Annotated in this window: 18 protein-coding genes and 1 pseudogene; 8 read left to right on the top strand and 11 right to left on the bottom strand. The window is 67.8% G+C overall.

Features of this window, described 5'->3' with window-relative positions:
* Positions 1 to 85 precede the first annotated feature (85 nt).
* From IE069_RS10775 to IE069_RS10790, 4 genes and pseudogenes are all read right to left on the bottom strand, one after another.
* Positions 86 to 400, bottom strand: a complete 315-nt coding sequence (locus IE069_RS10775; protein WP_189350390.1) for a hypothetical protein — start codon at positions 398 to 400, stop codon at positions 86 to 88.
* Positions 384 to 683 carry a hypothetical protein gene (locus tag IE069_RS10780; protein ID WP_189350392.1) on the bottom strand — a complete coding sequence of 100 codons (300 nt, stop codon included), beginning with the start codon at positions 681 to 683 and terminating at the stop codon, positions 384 to 386. The genes IE069_RS10775 and IE069_RS10780 overlap by 17 nt, the downstream gene beginning before the upstream one ends.
* Positions 684 to 1,094: a hypothetical protein gene (locus tag IE069_RS10785; RefSeq protein ID WP_189350394.1), complete on the bottom strand. Its 411-nt coding sequence runs from the start codon at positions 1,092 to 1,094 to the stop codon at positions 684 to 686.
* A gap of 176 nt (positions 1,095 to 1,270) precedes the next feature.
* A pseudogene (locus tag IE069_RS10790) lies at positions 1,271 to 1,438 on the bottom strand (integrase core domain-containing protein); the annotation flags it as partial.
* Here IE069_RS10790 and IE069_RS10795 point away from each other — a divergent pair.
* Positions 1,411 to 2,751, top strand: coding sequence for an IS30 family transposase (locus IE069_RS10795; protein ID WP_229791108.1), 1,341 nt, complete (start codon positions 1,411 to 1,413; stop codon positions 2,749 to 2,751). The pseudogene IE069_RS10790 and the gene IE069_RS10795 overlap by 28 nt on opposite strands.
* A 142-nt stretch (positions 2,752 to 2,893) precedes the next feature.
* On the opposite strand, the gene IE069_RS10800 is transcribed toward IE069_RS10795, so the two are convergent.
* The 3 genes from IE069_RS10800 to IE069_RS10810 all read right to left on the bottom strand — a co-directional run bounded on the left by IE069_RS10800 (position 2,894) and on the right by IE069_RS10810 (position 5,647).
* Positions 2,894 to 3,574, bottom strand: coding sequence for a FadR/GntR family transcriptional regulator (locus tag IE069_RS10800; protein ID WP_189350400.1), 681 nt, complete (start codon positions 3,572 to 3,574; stop codon positions 2,894 to 2,896).
* Complete coding sequence (locus IE069_RS10805) at positions 3,571 to 4,905, bottom strand: MFS transporter (RefSeq protein WP_189350402.1); 1,335 nt, start codon at positions 4,903 to 4,905, stop codon at positions 3,571 to 3,573. Before IE069_RS10805 ends, IE069_RS10800 begins: the two co-directional genes overlap by 4 nt.
* 70 nt (positions 4,906 to 4,975) lie before the next feature.
* Entirely contained in the window at positions 4,976 to 5,647 is a 672-nt protein-coding gene (locus IE069_RS10810) for a DNA alkylation repair protein (protein WP_189350404.1), read from the bottom strand.
* 174 nt (positions 5,648 to 5,821) lie between these two features.
* On the opposite strand from IE069_RS10810, the gene IE069_RS10815 reads away from it, so the two are divergent.
* Genes IE069_RS10815 through IE069_RS10825 form a run of 3 tightly spaced genes read left to right on the top strand, consistent with a single transcriptional unit; the run spans position 5,822 to position 7,343 of the window.
* On the top strand, positions 5,822 to 6,097 hold the full coding sequence (locus IE069_RS10815; protein WP_189350406.1) for a DUF7218 family protein: 276 nt from the start codon (positions 5,822 to 5,824) through the stop codon (positions 6,095 to 6,097).
* A 39-nt stretch (positions 6,098 to 6,136) separates the two neighbouring features.
* The gene (locus IE069_RS10820; RefSeq protein WP_189350408.1) at positions 6,137 to 6,454 is read left to right on the top strand and encodes a hypothetical protein; all 318 of its coding nucleotides are present in this window, start codon (positions 6,137 to 6,139) and stop codon (positions 6,452 to 6,454) included.
* The gene (locus IE069_RS10825; RefSeq protein ID WP_189350411.1) at positions 6,444 to 7,343 is read left to right on the top strand and encodes an SDR family oxidoreductase; all 900 of its coding nucleotides are present in this window, start codon (positions 6,444 to 6,446) and stop codon (positions 7,341 to 7,343) included. Before IE069_RS10820 ends, IE069_RS10825 begins: the two co-directional genes overlap by 11 nt.
* A 9-nt stretch (positions 7,344 to 7,352) precedes the next feature.
* On the opposite strand, the gene IE069_RS10830 is transcribed toward IE069_RS10825, so the two are convergent.
* The 4 genes from IE069_RS10830 to IE069_RS10845 form a co-directional block, all read right to left on the bottom strand.
* Positions 7,353 to 7,757, bottom strand: coding sequence for a VOC family protein (locus IE069_RS10830; protein ID WP_189350413.1), 405 nt, complete (start codon positions 7,755 to 7,757; stop codon positions 7,353 to 7,355).
* A gap of 10 nt (positions 7,758 to 7,767) precedes the next feature.
* Complete coding sequence (locus IE069_RS10835) at positions 7,768 to 8,214, bottom strand: helix-turn-helix transcriptional regulator (RefSeq protein ID WP_189350415.1); 447 nt, start codon at positions 8,212 to 8,214, stop codon at positions 7,768 to 7,770.
* Between the two features lie 82 nt (positions 8,215 to 8,296).
* Complete coding sequence (locus tag IE069_RS10840) at positions 8,297 to 8,491, bottom strand: CsbD family protein (protein ID WP_189350416.1); 195 nt, start codon at positions 8,489 to 8,491, stop codon at positions 8,297 to 8,299.
* A 36-nt stretch (positions 8,492 to 8,527) separates the two neighbouring features.
* Complete coding sequence (locus IE069_RS10845) at positions 8,528 to 9,040, bottom strand: Dps family protein (RefSeq protein WP_189350419.1); 513 nt, start codon at positions 9,038 to 9,040, stop codon at positions 8,528 to 8,530.
* Positions 9,041 to 9,179: 139 nt separating this feature from the next.
* Here IE069_RS10845 and IE069_RS10850 point away from each other — a divergent pair, with 139 nt between their 5' ends.
* The 4 genes from IE069_RS10850 (at position 9,180) to IE069_RS10865 (ending at position 12,444) form a co-directional block, all read left to right on the top strand.
* Positions 9,180 to 9,680 carry a DUF6328 family protein gene (locus tag IE069_RS10850; RefSeq protein ID WP_229791093.1) on the top strand — a complete coding sequence of 167 codons (501 nt, stop codon included), beginning with the start codon at positions 9,180 to 9,182 and terminating at the stop codon, positions 9,678 to 9,680.
* A gap of 133 nt (positions 9,681 to 9,813) precedes the next feature.
* Complete coding sequence (locus tag IE069_RS10855; protein WP_189350421.1) at positions 9,814 to 10,659, top strand: CE1759 family FMN reductase; 846 nt, start codon at positions 9,814 to 9,816, stop codon at positions 10,657 to 10,659.
* A gap of 196 nt (positions 10,660 to 10,855) precedes the next feature.
* On the top strand, positions 10,856 to 11,641 hold the full coding sequence (hpaH, locus tag IE069_RS10860; protein ID WP_189350423.1) for a 2-oxo-hept-4-ene-1,7-dioate hydratase: 786 nt from the start codon (positions 10,856 to 10,858) through the stop codon (positions 11,639 to 11,641).
* The gene (locus IE069_RS10865) at positions 11,626 to 12,444 is read left to right on the top strand and encodes an HpcH/HpaI aldolase family protein (RefSeq protein WP_189350425.1); all 819 of its coding nucleotides are present in this window, start codon (positions 11,626 to 11,628) and stop codon (positions 12,442 to 12,444) included. The genes hpaH and IE069_RS10865 overlap by 16 nt, the downstream gene beginning before the upstream one ends.
* Positions 12,445 to 12,457 lie beyond the last annotated feature (13 nt).

The following is a 12,457-nucleotide window of genomic DNA, read 5'->3' on the forward strand; positions in this document are numbered from 1 at the left end:
ACGAAGACCCTTTGAACGCGAGGTTCCAGTCCTACGAAATGGACCGGCCCTACTACATACCGTCTAGATTGTTATAGGGCAGGCTTTACTTTTGGATCGAGACGCCGATATTTTGCACCGAGACCATGTGGCGAGCCAGGCCATTGGCGTCGTTCTCCGTTCTCAGATGGCCGGAGAACACGAAGGTGACACTTGGCGCCTGCGAGTAGATCCTGAGGGTTTCCGTCGCCAGTTGGCCACTTATGTGTAAGTCGTAGGTGCGGCTGCACTCAAAGTCGTCTTGCGGGTGCGTCTCTACTGTCGCTACGACGTTCTTTCCGGTGTCTACCCCTGGCCGGGCGCCCGGTGGGTCAAGCTCCACTAGGTGACGAATGACTCCACCATCATTCAGGTACGCCATGATCCTCCCTCGGAAAATTGGGTAGATCCAGGACATCGACGCCGACCGATTGCGCGTGAACGCGTGGGTGGCCACCGTTGCGGTCGTCGCGAAGCGGGCCAGAGAAAATGATTTTGACGCCGGCGGGATCTTCATGGAGTTTTTTGAGCGCCGCCAAACTGTCGTCTGTAATCAGAATCGAGTAGATGCTTGTTGGCGCCTGGACCACAAGTGCTGGCATTGAGCCCGAGGTTCTTGGGGTGACGGTGAGAACTTCACCTGCCCCATGAATGTACTCGACCACTTAGCAGCTCAACGCGGACGGTTCGTCCTGTGAGCGAAGGAGCTCCTCCTTGGCGGGGGAGGCGAAGTATGCCGCCCTCACCACGACAAGCCAGTAGCGCCTCGGCGGGCACGTGGATGTTACATAGTCCCAGCAATCAGAATTTGATGCAGTGATGTCTGGGTCGTTGGCGATCAGCCACTGACGGCGGTTTTCACACTTGGCAGCGGTCGAAATCTTGGCCCCGTCCCACGGAACCCAGACCGCCATGGACTGAGCCTCGGGCGCCAGCGTTGCTTCGGCCTGGACTGTTGGTGCGGTCGCGAGTTGTCCTGCGGAAGCCGTCGCAGCGGGAGGACCGACAAGCGTGATGGCAAGGAACAAGGCGGCAATCAGAGCAAAGGGCTTCTTGCCCCGGAATACCTCAAACATGTTCTTCCAATCTAGTAGCGGATGCTTAGTTCAAGCTATGTGTGTTTTTTGTCTCAGTCAACGGGGTGGCGTAAGGGGCCACACCTGGTGCTCCCCTCACCGCCGGCAGGCCGGACAGTGCTATCGACCCCATCGAAGGCTCATCGGCGGCCTGAATCGGCTCAGGTTCTCTGCCGCTACTTTGTGGGTGCGGGCTCTCGGGTGAGGGCCTCGTAGTGGAGCGTCTCAAACTCTATCGGGGTGAGCATCCCGAGCGAGCCGTGGAGGCGCCGGTTGTTGTACCAATCGACCCAGCCGGCCGTCGCGAACTCGACGCCTGCGAGGGTCCGGAAGGGCCCGGCGTGAGGACCGGGTACGGTTCTGGCAGGCCATCGCAGTTGGGGCAAAGACGCGGGAAGCCGGTCAGGCGGCCGGGGTCTCTGAACCTGTAGCTCACCGCTGGTTCCGGCATGCTGGCGGAGTGAATCCTCAATTGCCTTCCACTGTATCCGGGCGATATATCTGCTCTGCGGAGCGGGAGAACATCGCCTTATGGCGTGCCCAGAAAGTGGGAGTCCGTGAGATCGCCCGCCGGCTGAACCGCAGTCCGTCGACGATCTCGAGGGAGCTGCGCCGCAACGCCTCGACGAGGACGTATCAGCTGGAGTACAAAGCTTCGACCGCACAATGGCATGCCGAGCGACGTTCGGCCCGGCCGAAGGCTGCGAAACTGGTCACCAGGGAACGGCTTCGTCAGTACGTTCAGGAGAAGCTCAGCGGCGAAATCGTCACCGCCGAGGGCGAGGTCGTCGGCCCCACGGGGCCGGTCTGGGATGGGAAGAATAAGCCACATCGCGGCGATCGTGAGTGGGTGACGGCGTGGAGTCCCCAGCAGATCGCCAAACGGCTGCCGTTGGAATTCCCGGATGATTCGACGATGAGGATCTCCCATGAGGCCATCTACCAGTCGCTCTACGTCGAGTCCCGAGGCGGCCTCGAACGTAGACAGTCATGGCACCTGCGCAGAGGCCGCACGAAACGGATGCCCCGAGCACGCACTCGCCAGCAGACGTGGGCCCACGTTACCGAGGACACCGTGCTCGACAAGCGCCCCAAGGAAGTTGAGGACCGCAAGATCGCCGGCCACTGGGAAGGCGATCTGATCATCGGGCTCAAGCGCTCCGCCATAGCAACCCTCATCGAGCGCACGACCCGCTACGCGATACTGGTGCACCTGCCCAGACAACCCGGCTATGGGGTTCTCGCGCCCAAGAAGAACGGGCCCGCACTGGCTGGCTACGGGGCACTGACGATGAAGGATGCCCTGATCAAGTCGATGAGTTCACTTCCCGCAGCGTTGCGTCGTTCATTGACGTGGGACCGGGGCAAGGAACTCTCAGCTCACGCGCTCTTCACCGAGGAAACCACAGTCCCGGTGTACTTCGCGGACGCCAAGAGCCCCTGGCAGCGCGGCAGCAACGAGCACCTCAACGGATTGATACGCCAGTACTTCCCGAAAGGCACCAATCTCTCACGATGGAGTGCTGTCGAGATCGCGGCGATTGCCACCGCCATCAACAACCGGCCTCGCGGAATCCTCGGATGGAAATCACCAGCAGAGGCCTTCGAAGATCAGCTACGATCAGTCCGACAGCCAACTGTTGCGACGACCAGTTGAATACGGCCTACACGGAGTTCGACGCCGACGTCGCCAGTAAGTACTTACTGAACCTCAACAGCTACATCAAGAACTAGATTTGTGAAGCAAGGGCATCAACCCCTCCTGCGCGTCCTGGCCCCCGGTCGGCACGCGGGAGGGCCTACCGGCCCGGGACCCAGCCCATGCAGTAGTCGAGGTTCGCGATGACCGTGCGGACGGCGGCGTCGCCGTCGCCGGCCTCGATCGCGTCGGCCAGTTCGTCGTGGCCCTCTCTGAGGCAGCCGTCGAACCCGGCCTCGAGCCGCTGGACCATCTTGGTGCCGTGGAAGACGTCCCCGAAGCTGTCGTAGAGCTCGAAGAGCAGCTGGTTGCCGGAGGCCTCCGCGATCTTCAGGTGGAAGGCCCAGTCCGCGGCCGACCACGCCTCGTAGTCCGCGGCGGACCACGCGGCGCGGCGCTGCGCGAGCAGGCCGCGCACGTCGGCGACGACGGCGGCGTCGGCGGCTCGGGCTGCGAGCCGGGCCGTCTGGGTATCGAGCGCGAACCGAGCCTGGAGCACGTCCTCGTCCGCGTGCTCGCGGTAGACCCGCTGGGCCGTGCCGCTGATCTCGCTCGTCGCCCGGACGTAGGTGCCGTCGCCGCGCAGCACCTCGAGGACGCCGGTGTGGGCCAGAGCCTTCACGGCCTCCCGCAGGGTGCCGCGGGAGACGCCGAACTCGGTCACGAGTTCGTGTTCCGGGGGGATCCGGTCGCCGACCCTCCAGCGGCCGGAGGCGACGGCGTCGCGCAGGCGGGTGACGACTTCGCCGGCGAGCGGCGGCCGCAGCGCCGAGGCGCTCATGGCCGCGCCTCCGGGGAGGCGGGCGCGGGGGCATCCGCCGCGGCGGGCCGGGTCCTGCCGAGGCCGCTGATCCGGTAGCTCAGCACGAGCTGTACCAGGGTGCACGCCACGAGAATCATCAGCGGGACGGTCCACGAGCCCAGCGCGCCCTGCAGCATGCCGAGGCCGAAGGGGCCGGCCGCGGCGACGAGGTAGCCGACCGACTGGGCGAGCGTGGAGAGCGCCGTCGTCTCGCTGGCGCTCTCGCCGCTGCGGCTGATCATGAGCATCAGGAGCGGGAAGAGGCCGAGTCCGAGGCCCGTGAGCAGTGCGGGGATCATGGCGAGCTCGGCGGGGAGCAGCAGCAGGGTCGTGTAGCCGGCGATCGAGGCGGTGCAGGTGAGCAGGAAGGCGGGGCGCAGCAGGGCCGGCTTCGACGCCATCCAGAGCATGATCAGCACAGTCGGGATGCTGACCGCCTGGACCAGGCCCAGCATGAAGCCCGCCGTCGCTGCATCGAGCCCGCGCGAGATCAGCATGTGCGGCATCCAGCTCAGCAGCGTGTAGACCAGCAGGGCCTGCACCGAGAAGAGGGACGTGAACAGCAGGCCCTTGCGGGTGGCCAGCATCGGCCAGGGGGAGACGTGGGGCAGGGCCGGTCCGGCGCTGCGGCTGCCTGCGATCGCCAGCGGCAGGAACAGGACCAGGGCCAGGGCGGCCGGAACCGCCCACGCGGCCAGCCCGAGCGTGGGCGAGCCCAGCTGGGACGCGATCGGGACGGCGAAGGCGGCCGCCGTCGTCGCACCCACCGACATGGTCACGCTGTAGGTCGCGGTCATCAGCGCGGTCCGGTCCCGGTGGTGCTCGCGGATGAAGGACGGCATGGTCACGTTGCAGACCGCCAGCCCGGACATGCCCAGCACCGTCCCGGCGAGCAGGACCCACGTGGATTCGAACGCGCGCACCGCGAGCCCCAGCGAGAGCAGCAGGAGCGCGATCGCGAGCGCCCACTCCAGGCCGACCCGCTTGACCAGCCACGCGGTGCCGGCCCCGGCGAAGGCGAAGCACAGCACCGGGATCGTGGGAAGCAGCGAGGCCACGAGCGTGCTGTAGCCGAGCAGTCCCTCCAGATCGTGGAAGAGGGGAGCGGCGGAGGCGATGCCGGCGCGCAGGTTCAAACCCACCAGCACGACGGCGACGACCGCCAGCAGCCCCTTCACCCACCCCGGGCGGCGGCGCGGCCCGGCGGACTTCCGGGCGGGCCCGGACGGCTCGACGGCGATCGTCGCTGTCGCGGACTCTTCCGGAGCCGTGGTCGACCGGGGCGGGTGCTGCGTGGCCTCAGATGTCATGCCTAAACATTAGACGTTGGATGTTTGCCCGAACGAACTTCGTGATGGGAGCCACGCGCTGCGCGGGGGTTCAGCCCTGTTCGCGGCGCCGGACGATCTCGTTGATCCAGATCGGGGCGAAGGGGGAGGTGCAGTTCGGCGGTGTCGGGTAGTCCTCCAGGACCCGCAGGCGTTCGCCGATCGCCAGGGCGCGGGCCCGGTGCCCGGGGTGCTCGATGCCGATGTGGCCCAGGCAGGTGTTCATGGCCCACTGCAGCCGGTCCGGCGCCTCCTTCATCTCCGCCTCGATCGTGTCGAGCAGTGCGGACAGGTCGAGGCCGTCCGGTTTCCTCTCGACGCGCCAGGCGGTCAGCGCCCACCCGGCGCTCGCCACCACGGGGTCCGCATCCTCATGCCAGGCGAGGCGCAGCTCCTCCGCGTGCGGGCTCTTCTTGACGACGTAGTTCACCAGCCAGTCGTGGACCTTCGGCGCACGCGCCTCGCGGAGCATCGAGTCCAGCTCGTCCCGGCCGAACTCCTTCGGGCGGCAGATGAGCAGGGCCAGCAACCGGGCCGCGGTGACATCGGTGGCCCACAGCTCGCGGGCGAGCTCCTGCTGCTTCTTCAGGCGCGCCGCCACGGCGCGCAGCTTCGTCAGGTTCACCCCGTGGTCGTCGCCGCGCTTCTCGTTGGCGGCACGCATCTTCGGGTCCTCGAGGTCGGCCAGCTCGGCCATCACCTCGGCAACGCTCGACTCGCCCATCGTTTCCTCCGTACTGGTCGTCCCTTTCCCTCCACTCTATGACTGAAACCCGGGGAAGTCTCCGGGGAAGCTGGGAGCTTGCACGGAAGGTTCGACGGATGGACTCAGCGCTGTTGACGAGTCCACCAGTGCGCGGCATACGCTGACGGAACCAACCAGATCCGGAGGTGGAACATGCCGAAGGAAGAGCGGGACGACACCCCGCAGATCAAGGACGACGAACTGTACGAGGAACTCCGCGAGGACGGCGCCTCCAAGCAGAAGGCGGCGAGAATCGCCAACGCCGCCGCACGCGACGGCCGCTCGGCCGTCGGCGAGCGCGGTGGCTCCTCGGGCAGCTACGAAGACTGGACGGTCGACGAACTCAAGGACCGTGCACGCGAGATCGGCCTGGACGGCTACTCGGATATGCGCAAGGCCGAGCTCATCGACGCGTTGCGGAACTCGTAGCGCACCCGTACCCACTTCCAACCGAAAGCGGGAGGAACCATGCGAAGCGAAGATCCCTACACCGACCCAGACAACGGCCTGCCGGGCATGACGCCCGAGGACGGCCGTGACACCCAGCCGGGAACCGGTGGATCCCAGGACGAGCCATCGACCCTCGACGAGGAGGATCCCCTCCACGACGCGACCGACCCCAGGGGCGGGGAAATCTTCCCGCCCCCGCCTCTGCCCGACGAACCCGAGGCCGAATCGGGCCAATCGCGACCCGATCCCGCGAACCTTCCCGACGGGACGGGCGAGGAGACGACTGAAGGAGCCGAGGGGCCCAACGACGAAGAGGAGCGATTCGATGCCGGATAAGGGTCAGGCGCGTCTCGACAACCCGGTCACGAAGTACCCGCAGGTCTCGCCCCCGAAACAGGACCAGCCCGAGCCCGGGCTCGACGCGAAGCTCGAACCGCGGGCGGACCACGGCGAGGAGACGTACCGGGGTTCCGGCCGGCTCGCCGGCCGCAAGGCGCTCATTACCGGCGGCGACTCCGGCATCGGGGCGGCAGTCGCCATCGCGTACGCGCGCGAGGGCGCGGACGTCGCGATCGCCTACCTGCCCGCCGAGGAAGAGGACGCCCGGCGCGTCCTCTCCCAGATCGAGGCCGCCGGCCGCACTGCGGTGGGCCTGCCCGGAGACCTGCTCGATCTCGAGTACCGCGGCCGGCTCGTCGACGACGCCGCGGAGGCGCTGTGCGGGCTGGACATCCTGGTCAACAACGCCGGCAAGCAGGTCTTCGCGGAGCGGTTGGAGGACCTCGACGACGAACAGGTCGAGACGACGTTCCAGGTCAACATCCTGGCCATGTTCACCCTCTCCCGGGCGGCACTCAGGCACCTCCCGGAAGGCGCGTCGATCATCAACACGACGTCGATCCAGGCCTACCAGCCGTCGGCGCACCTGCTCGACTATGCGACGACCAAGGCCGCGATCAACGCGTTCACCAAAGGCCTCGCCGAGCAGCTCGGGCCCCGCGGTATCCGGGTAAACGCCGTGGCGCCGGGGCCGGTCTGGACGCCGTTGCAGGTATCCGACGGGCAGCCGAAGGACCGCCTGCCGACCTTCGGGCAGAACGTTCCGCTGGGGCGCGCCGGACAGCCGGCGGAGCTTGCCGCGCCGTACGTCTTCCTGGCCACCGACGAGGCCGGCTACGTGCTGGGCGAGACCCTGAACGTCAACGGCGGCAAGCCCTCGCCGTAGGGGCCCGTCTCAGCCCTGCTCGATGCGGACCAGATTGCCGGCGGGGTCACGGACGGCGCCGTCGCGCACACCCCAGGGCTGATCCGCCGGCTCCTGCACGATCTCGGCGCCCGGCGTCTCGGCGATCTTCGTGAAGGTCGCCTCCAGGTCGTCGGACCGCAGGTGGATGCTGCCGAGCTCGCCCTTGGCCAGGAGGGCGGCGATCGCGTCGCCGTCCTCCGGCGAGCGGCCGGCGCGCGGATGGAAGAGGACCAGTTTCACGTCCGGCTGGGCCTCGGGGACCAGGGTGATGTACCGGAAGCCCTCGTTCTCCACCTCGAACCCGATGCTCAGGCCGAGCGCGTCGCGGTAGAAGGCCAGGGCGGCGTCGGCGTCGTCTGCGTACACATGGACTTGGCTCAGTGAGATGCTCATGACCTGAACGCTACGGGTCCGGCTGCGCCGGCGCTTCTCCAGAACTGCTCGGTTTGCGCGGGCGGGTCACCGACATGACCTGGCAGACGCGCAGGTCCTGCATCTGCGAGTGGTCGCGGGCCCGGTAGGCGCTCGGCGTCTCGCCGACCAGCTGGGTGAATTTCGAGGAAAACGATCCGAGGCTCATCGCGCCGACGGCGAAGCAGACGTCGGTGACCGACATGTCCCCGCGGCGCAGCAGGGCCTTGGCCCGCTCGATGCGCCGCGTCATCAGGTACGAGTAGGGGGTTTCGCCGTAGGCTTCGCGGAACCGGCGGCTGAAGTGCGCCGAAGACATGAACGCCGTCTTGGCCAGAGCCGGGACGTCGAGCGGCTGGGCGAATTCGCGGTCCATCCGGTCCCGGGCGCGCCGCAGCCGTCGGAGCTCGTCCAGGTAGTCCTCGGAGATCGGTGTCATGGGTTCATTGTCCTCCGGACGCGCGCCGGCCCGCGTCCCGAAGTTCGGGACGCGGGCCGGCGATTCAGAGAGGGGGGGCGGCCTACTTCTTGAAGCGGTCGGCGGCGGACTTCGCCGCGTCGGCCACCTTCTCGCCGGCCTGCTTCAGGCCGGCCTCGGCCTGGTCCTTGCGGCCCTCGGCCTCGAGATCCTGGTTGTCGGTGGCCTCGCCGGCGGCTTCCTTGGCCTTGCCGGAGACTTCCTGGGCCTTGTTCGAGAACTTGTCGGACAGCGACATGCTTCCTCCTGCGGTGGTTGGTTTCGTCGGGTTGAATCAGTCGGCGAGTTCGCCGAAATCGTTCTCCAGGTGGCTGCGCACGAACCACTGGAAGAGCTCGAGCTTCGCGGTCTGCCCGATGAGCATGTCCTCGGTGACCGGGTCGACGTCCGCGACGACGCCGATGACGTCCCGGTGGGACGAGATGACGCCGTTGTAGACGTGGTCGAGCGCGGCGAGGTGCTCCTGGGTGCTTCCGCGGCCGACGTCGTAGTCGTCCCATTCGCGGCTCGCGACGAGAGCGCCGGGCAGACCGTTCGGCGGCACGCCCAGGGTCGCCATGCGCTCGGCGACCTCGTCGACGAAACTGCGGACGAGGTCGATCTGCGGATCGAGCATCTCGTGCACCGAGATGAATCCGGGCCCGACCACGTTCCAGTGCGCGTGCTTGAGCGTGAGCTGCAGGTCGTTGAGGGTGTGCAGCCGCTCCTGCAGGGACGAAGCGACGCGGTGACCGTCCTCGAGCGAGAGCCCGGGAACGGTGAAACGGGAATCGTTGGTTTGTGCCATCTAGACCCTCCTGTACATGACGTGCGCTGACATCAGCCACGCTAGCCCCGGCCCACCGGGCTGGCTAGGGGAGTCAGGGTATTCCCAGATACTCGCCAGCGTCTGTTCACTCACCCGGTCCGGGGTTATCCTGCCAAGCATGGAGCGACCGAAGAAGCGGCGCGGTGCGGAGCCGGACGTCCACTACGAGCGCGACGAAAGCGCGGCCGAGCGGCTCGACCGGAACTGGCTCGAGCTGCTCCAGGAGCTGCGCGTGATGCAGACCGGATCGCAGATCATGACCGCGTTCCTGTTGACGCTTCCGTTCCACTCCTCGTTCAAAGACCTCGGCGACTTCCAGGTGGGGGTCTACGTGGTGCTGCTCGTTTCAGCTGCGCTGGTGACCGGCTTGCTGATGGTCCCGGTGGCGATCCACCGCCGCTTCTTCCAGCGCCGGGTCAAGCAGCGGACCGTCCGCTACGGGCACCGCGTGGTCAGGATCGCGACTCTGGCCGTGGGGTTCGTGATCAGCCTGGCCGTCTTCTTCGTGGTCGACGTGGCCCTCGACATCGAGGCCGCCTGGTGGATCGGCGGCGGCGTGTTCGCCGTGGTGCTGTTCATGCTCCTCATCCTGCCGACGATGCTGCGCCCGAGACCCTGAGCGCCGGGAGACCGGCTGGGAATACCCCGGGACCCCTTGCGGTTTTATATGCAAACGCATAGAAGCGAACGGGGTTCGGGAGCACCGGACGCCGCAGACCACGGCCTGTCGGCCGTGAGGAGAGGAGCCGGCCATGGGTGTCGACAACGTCACTGCAGCAACCAGGAACATCGTGGTGGTCTCGGGCGGACTGGGAGTCCCCTCGACCAGCCGCATGCTCGGCGACCAGATCGCCGAAGCCGCCAAGGACTCCATCGAATCCCTGGGCGGAAGGGCCCGGGTCGAGGTCATCGAGCTGCGCGAGTACGCCGGCGAGATCGCCAGCAACATGGTCTCCCGCTACGCCAGCCCGCGTCTGCAGGAGGTCATCGACCAGGTGGCCGACGCCGACGCGCTGGTCGCCGTGAGCCCCGTCTTCACGGCCTCCGTCTCCGGCCTGTTCAAGTCCTTCCTCGACGTCCTCGACCCGAAGGGCTTCGAGGGCGTGCCGGTCATCGTCGCGGCCACGGGCGGCTCGGCCCGGCACTCGATGGTGATCGACTACGTCATGCGCCCCATCTTCAGCTACCTCAAGTCGGACATCATGCCCACCGGCGTCTTCGCCGGCCCCGACGACTGGGGCGTCGCGGAAGGATCCGGGAACGACGGCGGCGCGCTCACCGCTCGCGCCCAGCGCGCCGGGCGCGAGCTGGCCCTCGCCCTCGCCGCCGGCGCCTCCCTGCCGGCACCCGCGTCGGCGGACGGCGGCGGACCCGGAGCGCCCGGCACCGCTGCACCCGGGGGAGCGGGCGTCGTCGTACCGCGGACCTCCGGGGCCGAGTTCGGCATCGTCGGCGACGACGAGGACCTCTCGGCGGACCTCACCTCGCGCAGCATCGCACCCAGCCGCAAGGACCTGCGGGCCGAGCGCGAGGCCGCGGATATGACGTCGATGCCTTTCGAGGACCTGCTCGCCAGCATCAACGGCAACCGCACGTGAGCCCTCGTTGAAGCCCGGCGACGAGCCGTTGACGCTGCGCGCACCGCGGATGTCGGCGGGAGTCAAGAACAGGCCGCGGGCGGTACCTCCGCGTTAGCATGGTCACGAACGGGCGGCCGGCGGACTCACGCCGGCCGTTCCCTGTGACAGGCCGCCGGAGACCCGGCGGATTCGCAAAGAGGCGGAAGGCGCACGCATGCTCAGTGACGAGACCATCACGCAGATAGCGGACGAACTGGTCGCGGCAGGACAGAACCGCACCCCGGTGGCGCGGCTCACGGCCCGCTACCCGGAGATGACCATCGAGGACTCCTACCGGGTCCAGAACCTGTGGCGCAAGCGCAGCGAGGAGAACGGGCGCCGGCTCGCCGGCCGCAAGATCGGCCTGACCTCCCGCGCCATGCAGATGGCCACGGGCATCACCGAACCGGACTACGGCATCATCTTCGACGACATGATCCACGAGACCGGCGTCGAGATCACGTGGGCCGACTACACCCACCCGCGCGTCGAGGTGGAGCTCGCCTTCAAGCTCGGCAAGGACATCAGCGGGCCCGGCGCGACCATCTTCGACGTCCTGGACGCCACCGACTACGTGGTGCCGGCCCTCGAGATCCTCGACTCGCGCATCGAGATGGAGGGGCGCACCATCGTCGACACCATCTCCGACAACGCGGCGATGGGCTCCATGGTCATCGGCGGCAACCCGGTGCGGCCGAACGACATCGACTTGCGCTGGGTCTCCGCGATCCTGTTCAAGAACCAGATCGTCGAGGAGACGGGCGTCGGCGCCGGCGTCCTGAACCACCCGGCCTCCGGCGTGCACTGGCTCGCCAACAAGATCGCCCCGCACGGCGACGGGCTCAAGGCCGGCGAGATCATCCTGGCCGGCTCCTTCACCCGCCCGATGTGGGTGCACGAGGGCGACACCGTCCTCGCCGACTACGGCCAGCTGGGGACGGTGACATGCCGTTTCGTCTAGACCCGCCGAAGTCCTTCAAGGACCTGTTCGCCGGCGAGCGGCCCGCCGGCCGCACCGTCGCCGGGATGTTCGTCTGCTCCGGCGACGCCGGGGCCGCCGAGATCTGCGCCGGGGCCGGGCTCGACTACGTGCTCATCGACGCCGAGCACGGCCCGGTCAACCTCGAGTCCGTGCTGGCCCAGTTGCGCGCGGTCGCCGGGTACGACTGCGTCTCCGTGGTCCGCGTCCCGTTCAACGACGCCGTGCTGATCAAGCAGTTCCTCGACCTGGGCGCCCAGTCGCTGATCGTGCCCATGGTCAACACGGCCGACGACGCCGCGGCCGCCGTCTCCGCCGTGCGCTACGCCCCGGCCGGCGTGCGCGGGGTCGGCTCCGCGCTGGCCCGCTCGGCCCGCTGGAACCGCGTGCCCGACTACCTCGCGCGCGCCGACGAGTTCATCACGCTGCTCGTGCAGGTCGAGTCGGCCGAGGCCGTCGAGAACGCGGCGGGGATCGCCGAGGTCGACGGGATCGACGGCGTCTTCATCGGCCCGTCCGACCTCGCCGCCACGATGGGCCTGCTCGGGCAGCAGGACCACCCGGACGTCGTCGCGGCGGTCAAGCGGACCATCGCCGAGGTCAAGGCCGCGGGCAAGATCGTGGGCGTCAACGCGTTCGTCGAGTCGCAGGCGCGCGAGTACATCGCCGCGGGCGCCGACTTCGTGAACGTCGGGGCCGACGTCGCGATCCTGGCCCGCGGCTCCGAAGCCCTCGCCGCGAAGTACATCGCGGAGGACTCCGGCGCGGGGCCGGCCAGCTACTAGCACCGGACGCGCC

Origin of the sequence: Zhihengliuella salsuginis, from assembly GCF_014651715.1 — a bacterium.
Classification (GTDB): domain Bacteria; phylum Actinomycetota; class Actinomycetes; order Actinomycetales; family Micrococcaceae; genus Zhihengliuella; species Zhihengliuella salsuginis.

Bases quoted from the DNA above. Each gene is read 5' to 3' on its own strand.
- IE069_RS10785 (WP_189350394.1), bottom strand. From the start codon at position 1,094: ATGTTTGAGGTATTCCGGGGCAAGAAGCCCTTTGCTCTGATTGCCGCC.
- hpaH (WP_189350423.1), top strand. From the start codon at position 10,856: ATGCTCAGTGACGAGACCATCACGCAGATAGCGGACGAACTGGTCGCG.
- IE069_RS10805 (WP_189350402.1), bottom strand. From the start codon at position 4,905: ATGACATCTGAGGCCACGCAGCACCCGCCCCGGTCGACCACGGCTCCG.
- IE069_RS10840 (WP_189350416.1), bottom strand. From the start codon at position 8,491: ATGTCGCTGTCCGACAAGTTCTCGAACAAGGCCCAGGAAGTCTCCGGC.
- IE069_RS10845 (WP_189350419.1), bottom strand. From the start codon at position 9,040: ATGGCACAAACCAACGATTCCCGTTTCACCGTTCCCGGGCTCTCGCTC.
- IE069_RS10820 (WP_189350408.1), top strand. From the start codon at position 6,137: ATGCGAAGCGAAGATCCCTACACCGACCCAGACAACGGCCTGCCGGGC.
- IE069_RS10835 (WP_189350415.1), bottom strand. From the start codon at position 8,214: ATGACACCGATCTCCGAGGACTACCTGGACGAGCTCCGACGGCTGCGG.
- IE069_RS10800 (WP_189350400.1), bottom strand. From the start codon at position 3,574: ATGAGCGCCTCGGCGCTGCGGCCGCCGCTCGCCGGCGAAGTCGTCACC.
- IE069_RS10865 (WP_189350425.1), top strand. From the start codon at position 11,626: ATGCCGTTTCGTCTAGACCCGCCGAAGTCCTTCAAGGACCTGTTCGCC.
- IE069_RS10815 (WP_189350406.1), top strand. From the start codon at position 5,822: ATGCCGAAGGAAGAGCGGGACGACACCCCGCAGATCAAGGACGACGAA.
- IE069_RS10830 (WP_189350413.1), bottom strand. From the start codon at position 7,757: ATGAGCATCTCACTGAGCCAAGTCCATGTGTACGCAGACGACGCCGAC.
- IE069_RS10850 (WP_229791093.1), top strand. From the start codon at position 9,180: ATGGAGCGACCGAAGAAGCGGCGCGGTGCGGAGCCGGACGTCCACTAC.
- IE069_RS10775 (WP_189350390.1), bottom strand. From the start codon at position 400: ATGGCGTACCTGAATGATGGTGGAGTCATTCGTCACCTAGTGGAGCTT.
- IE069_RS10855 (WP_189350421.1), top strand. From the start codon at position 9,814: ATGGGTGTCGACAACGTCACTGCAGCAACCAGGAACATCGTGGTGGTC.
- IE069_RS10825 (WP_189350411.1), top strand. From the start codon at position 6,444: ATGCCGGATAAGGGTCAGGCGCGTCTCGACAACCCGGTCACGAAGTAC.
- IE069_RS10810 (WP_189350404.1), bottom strand. From the start codon at position 5,647: ATGGGCGAGTCGAGCGTTGCCGAGGTGATGGCCGAGCTGGCCGACCTC.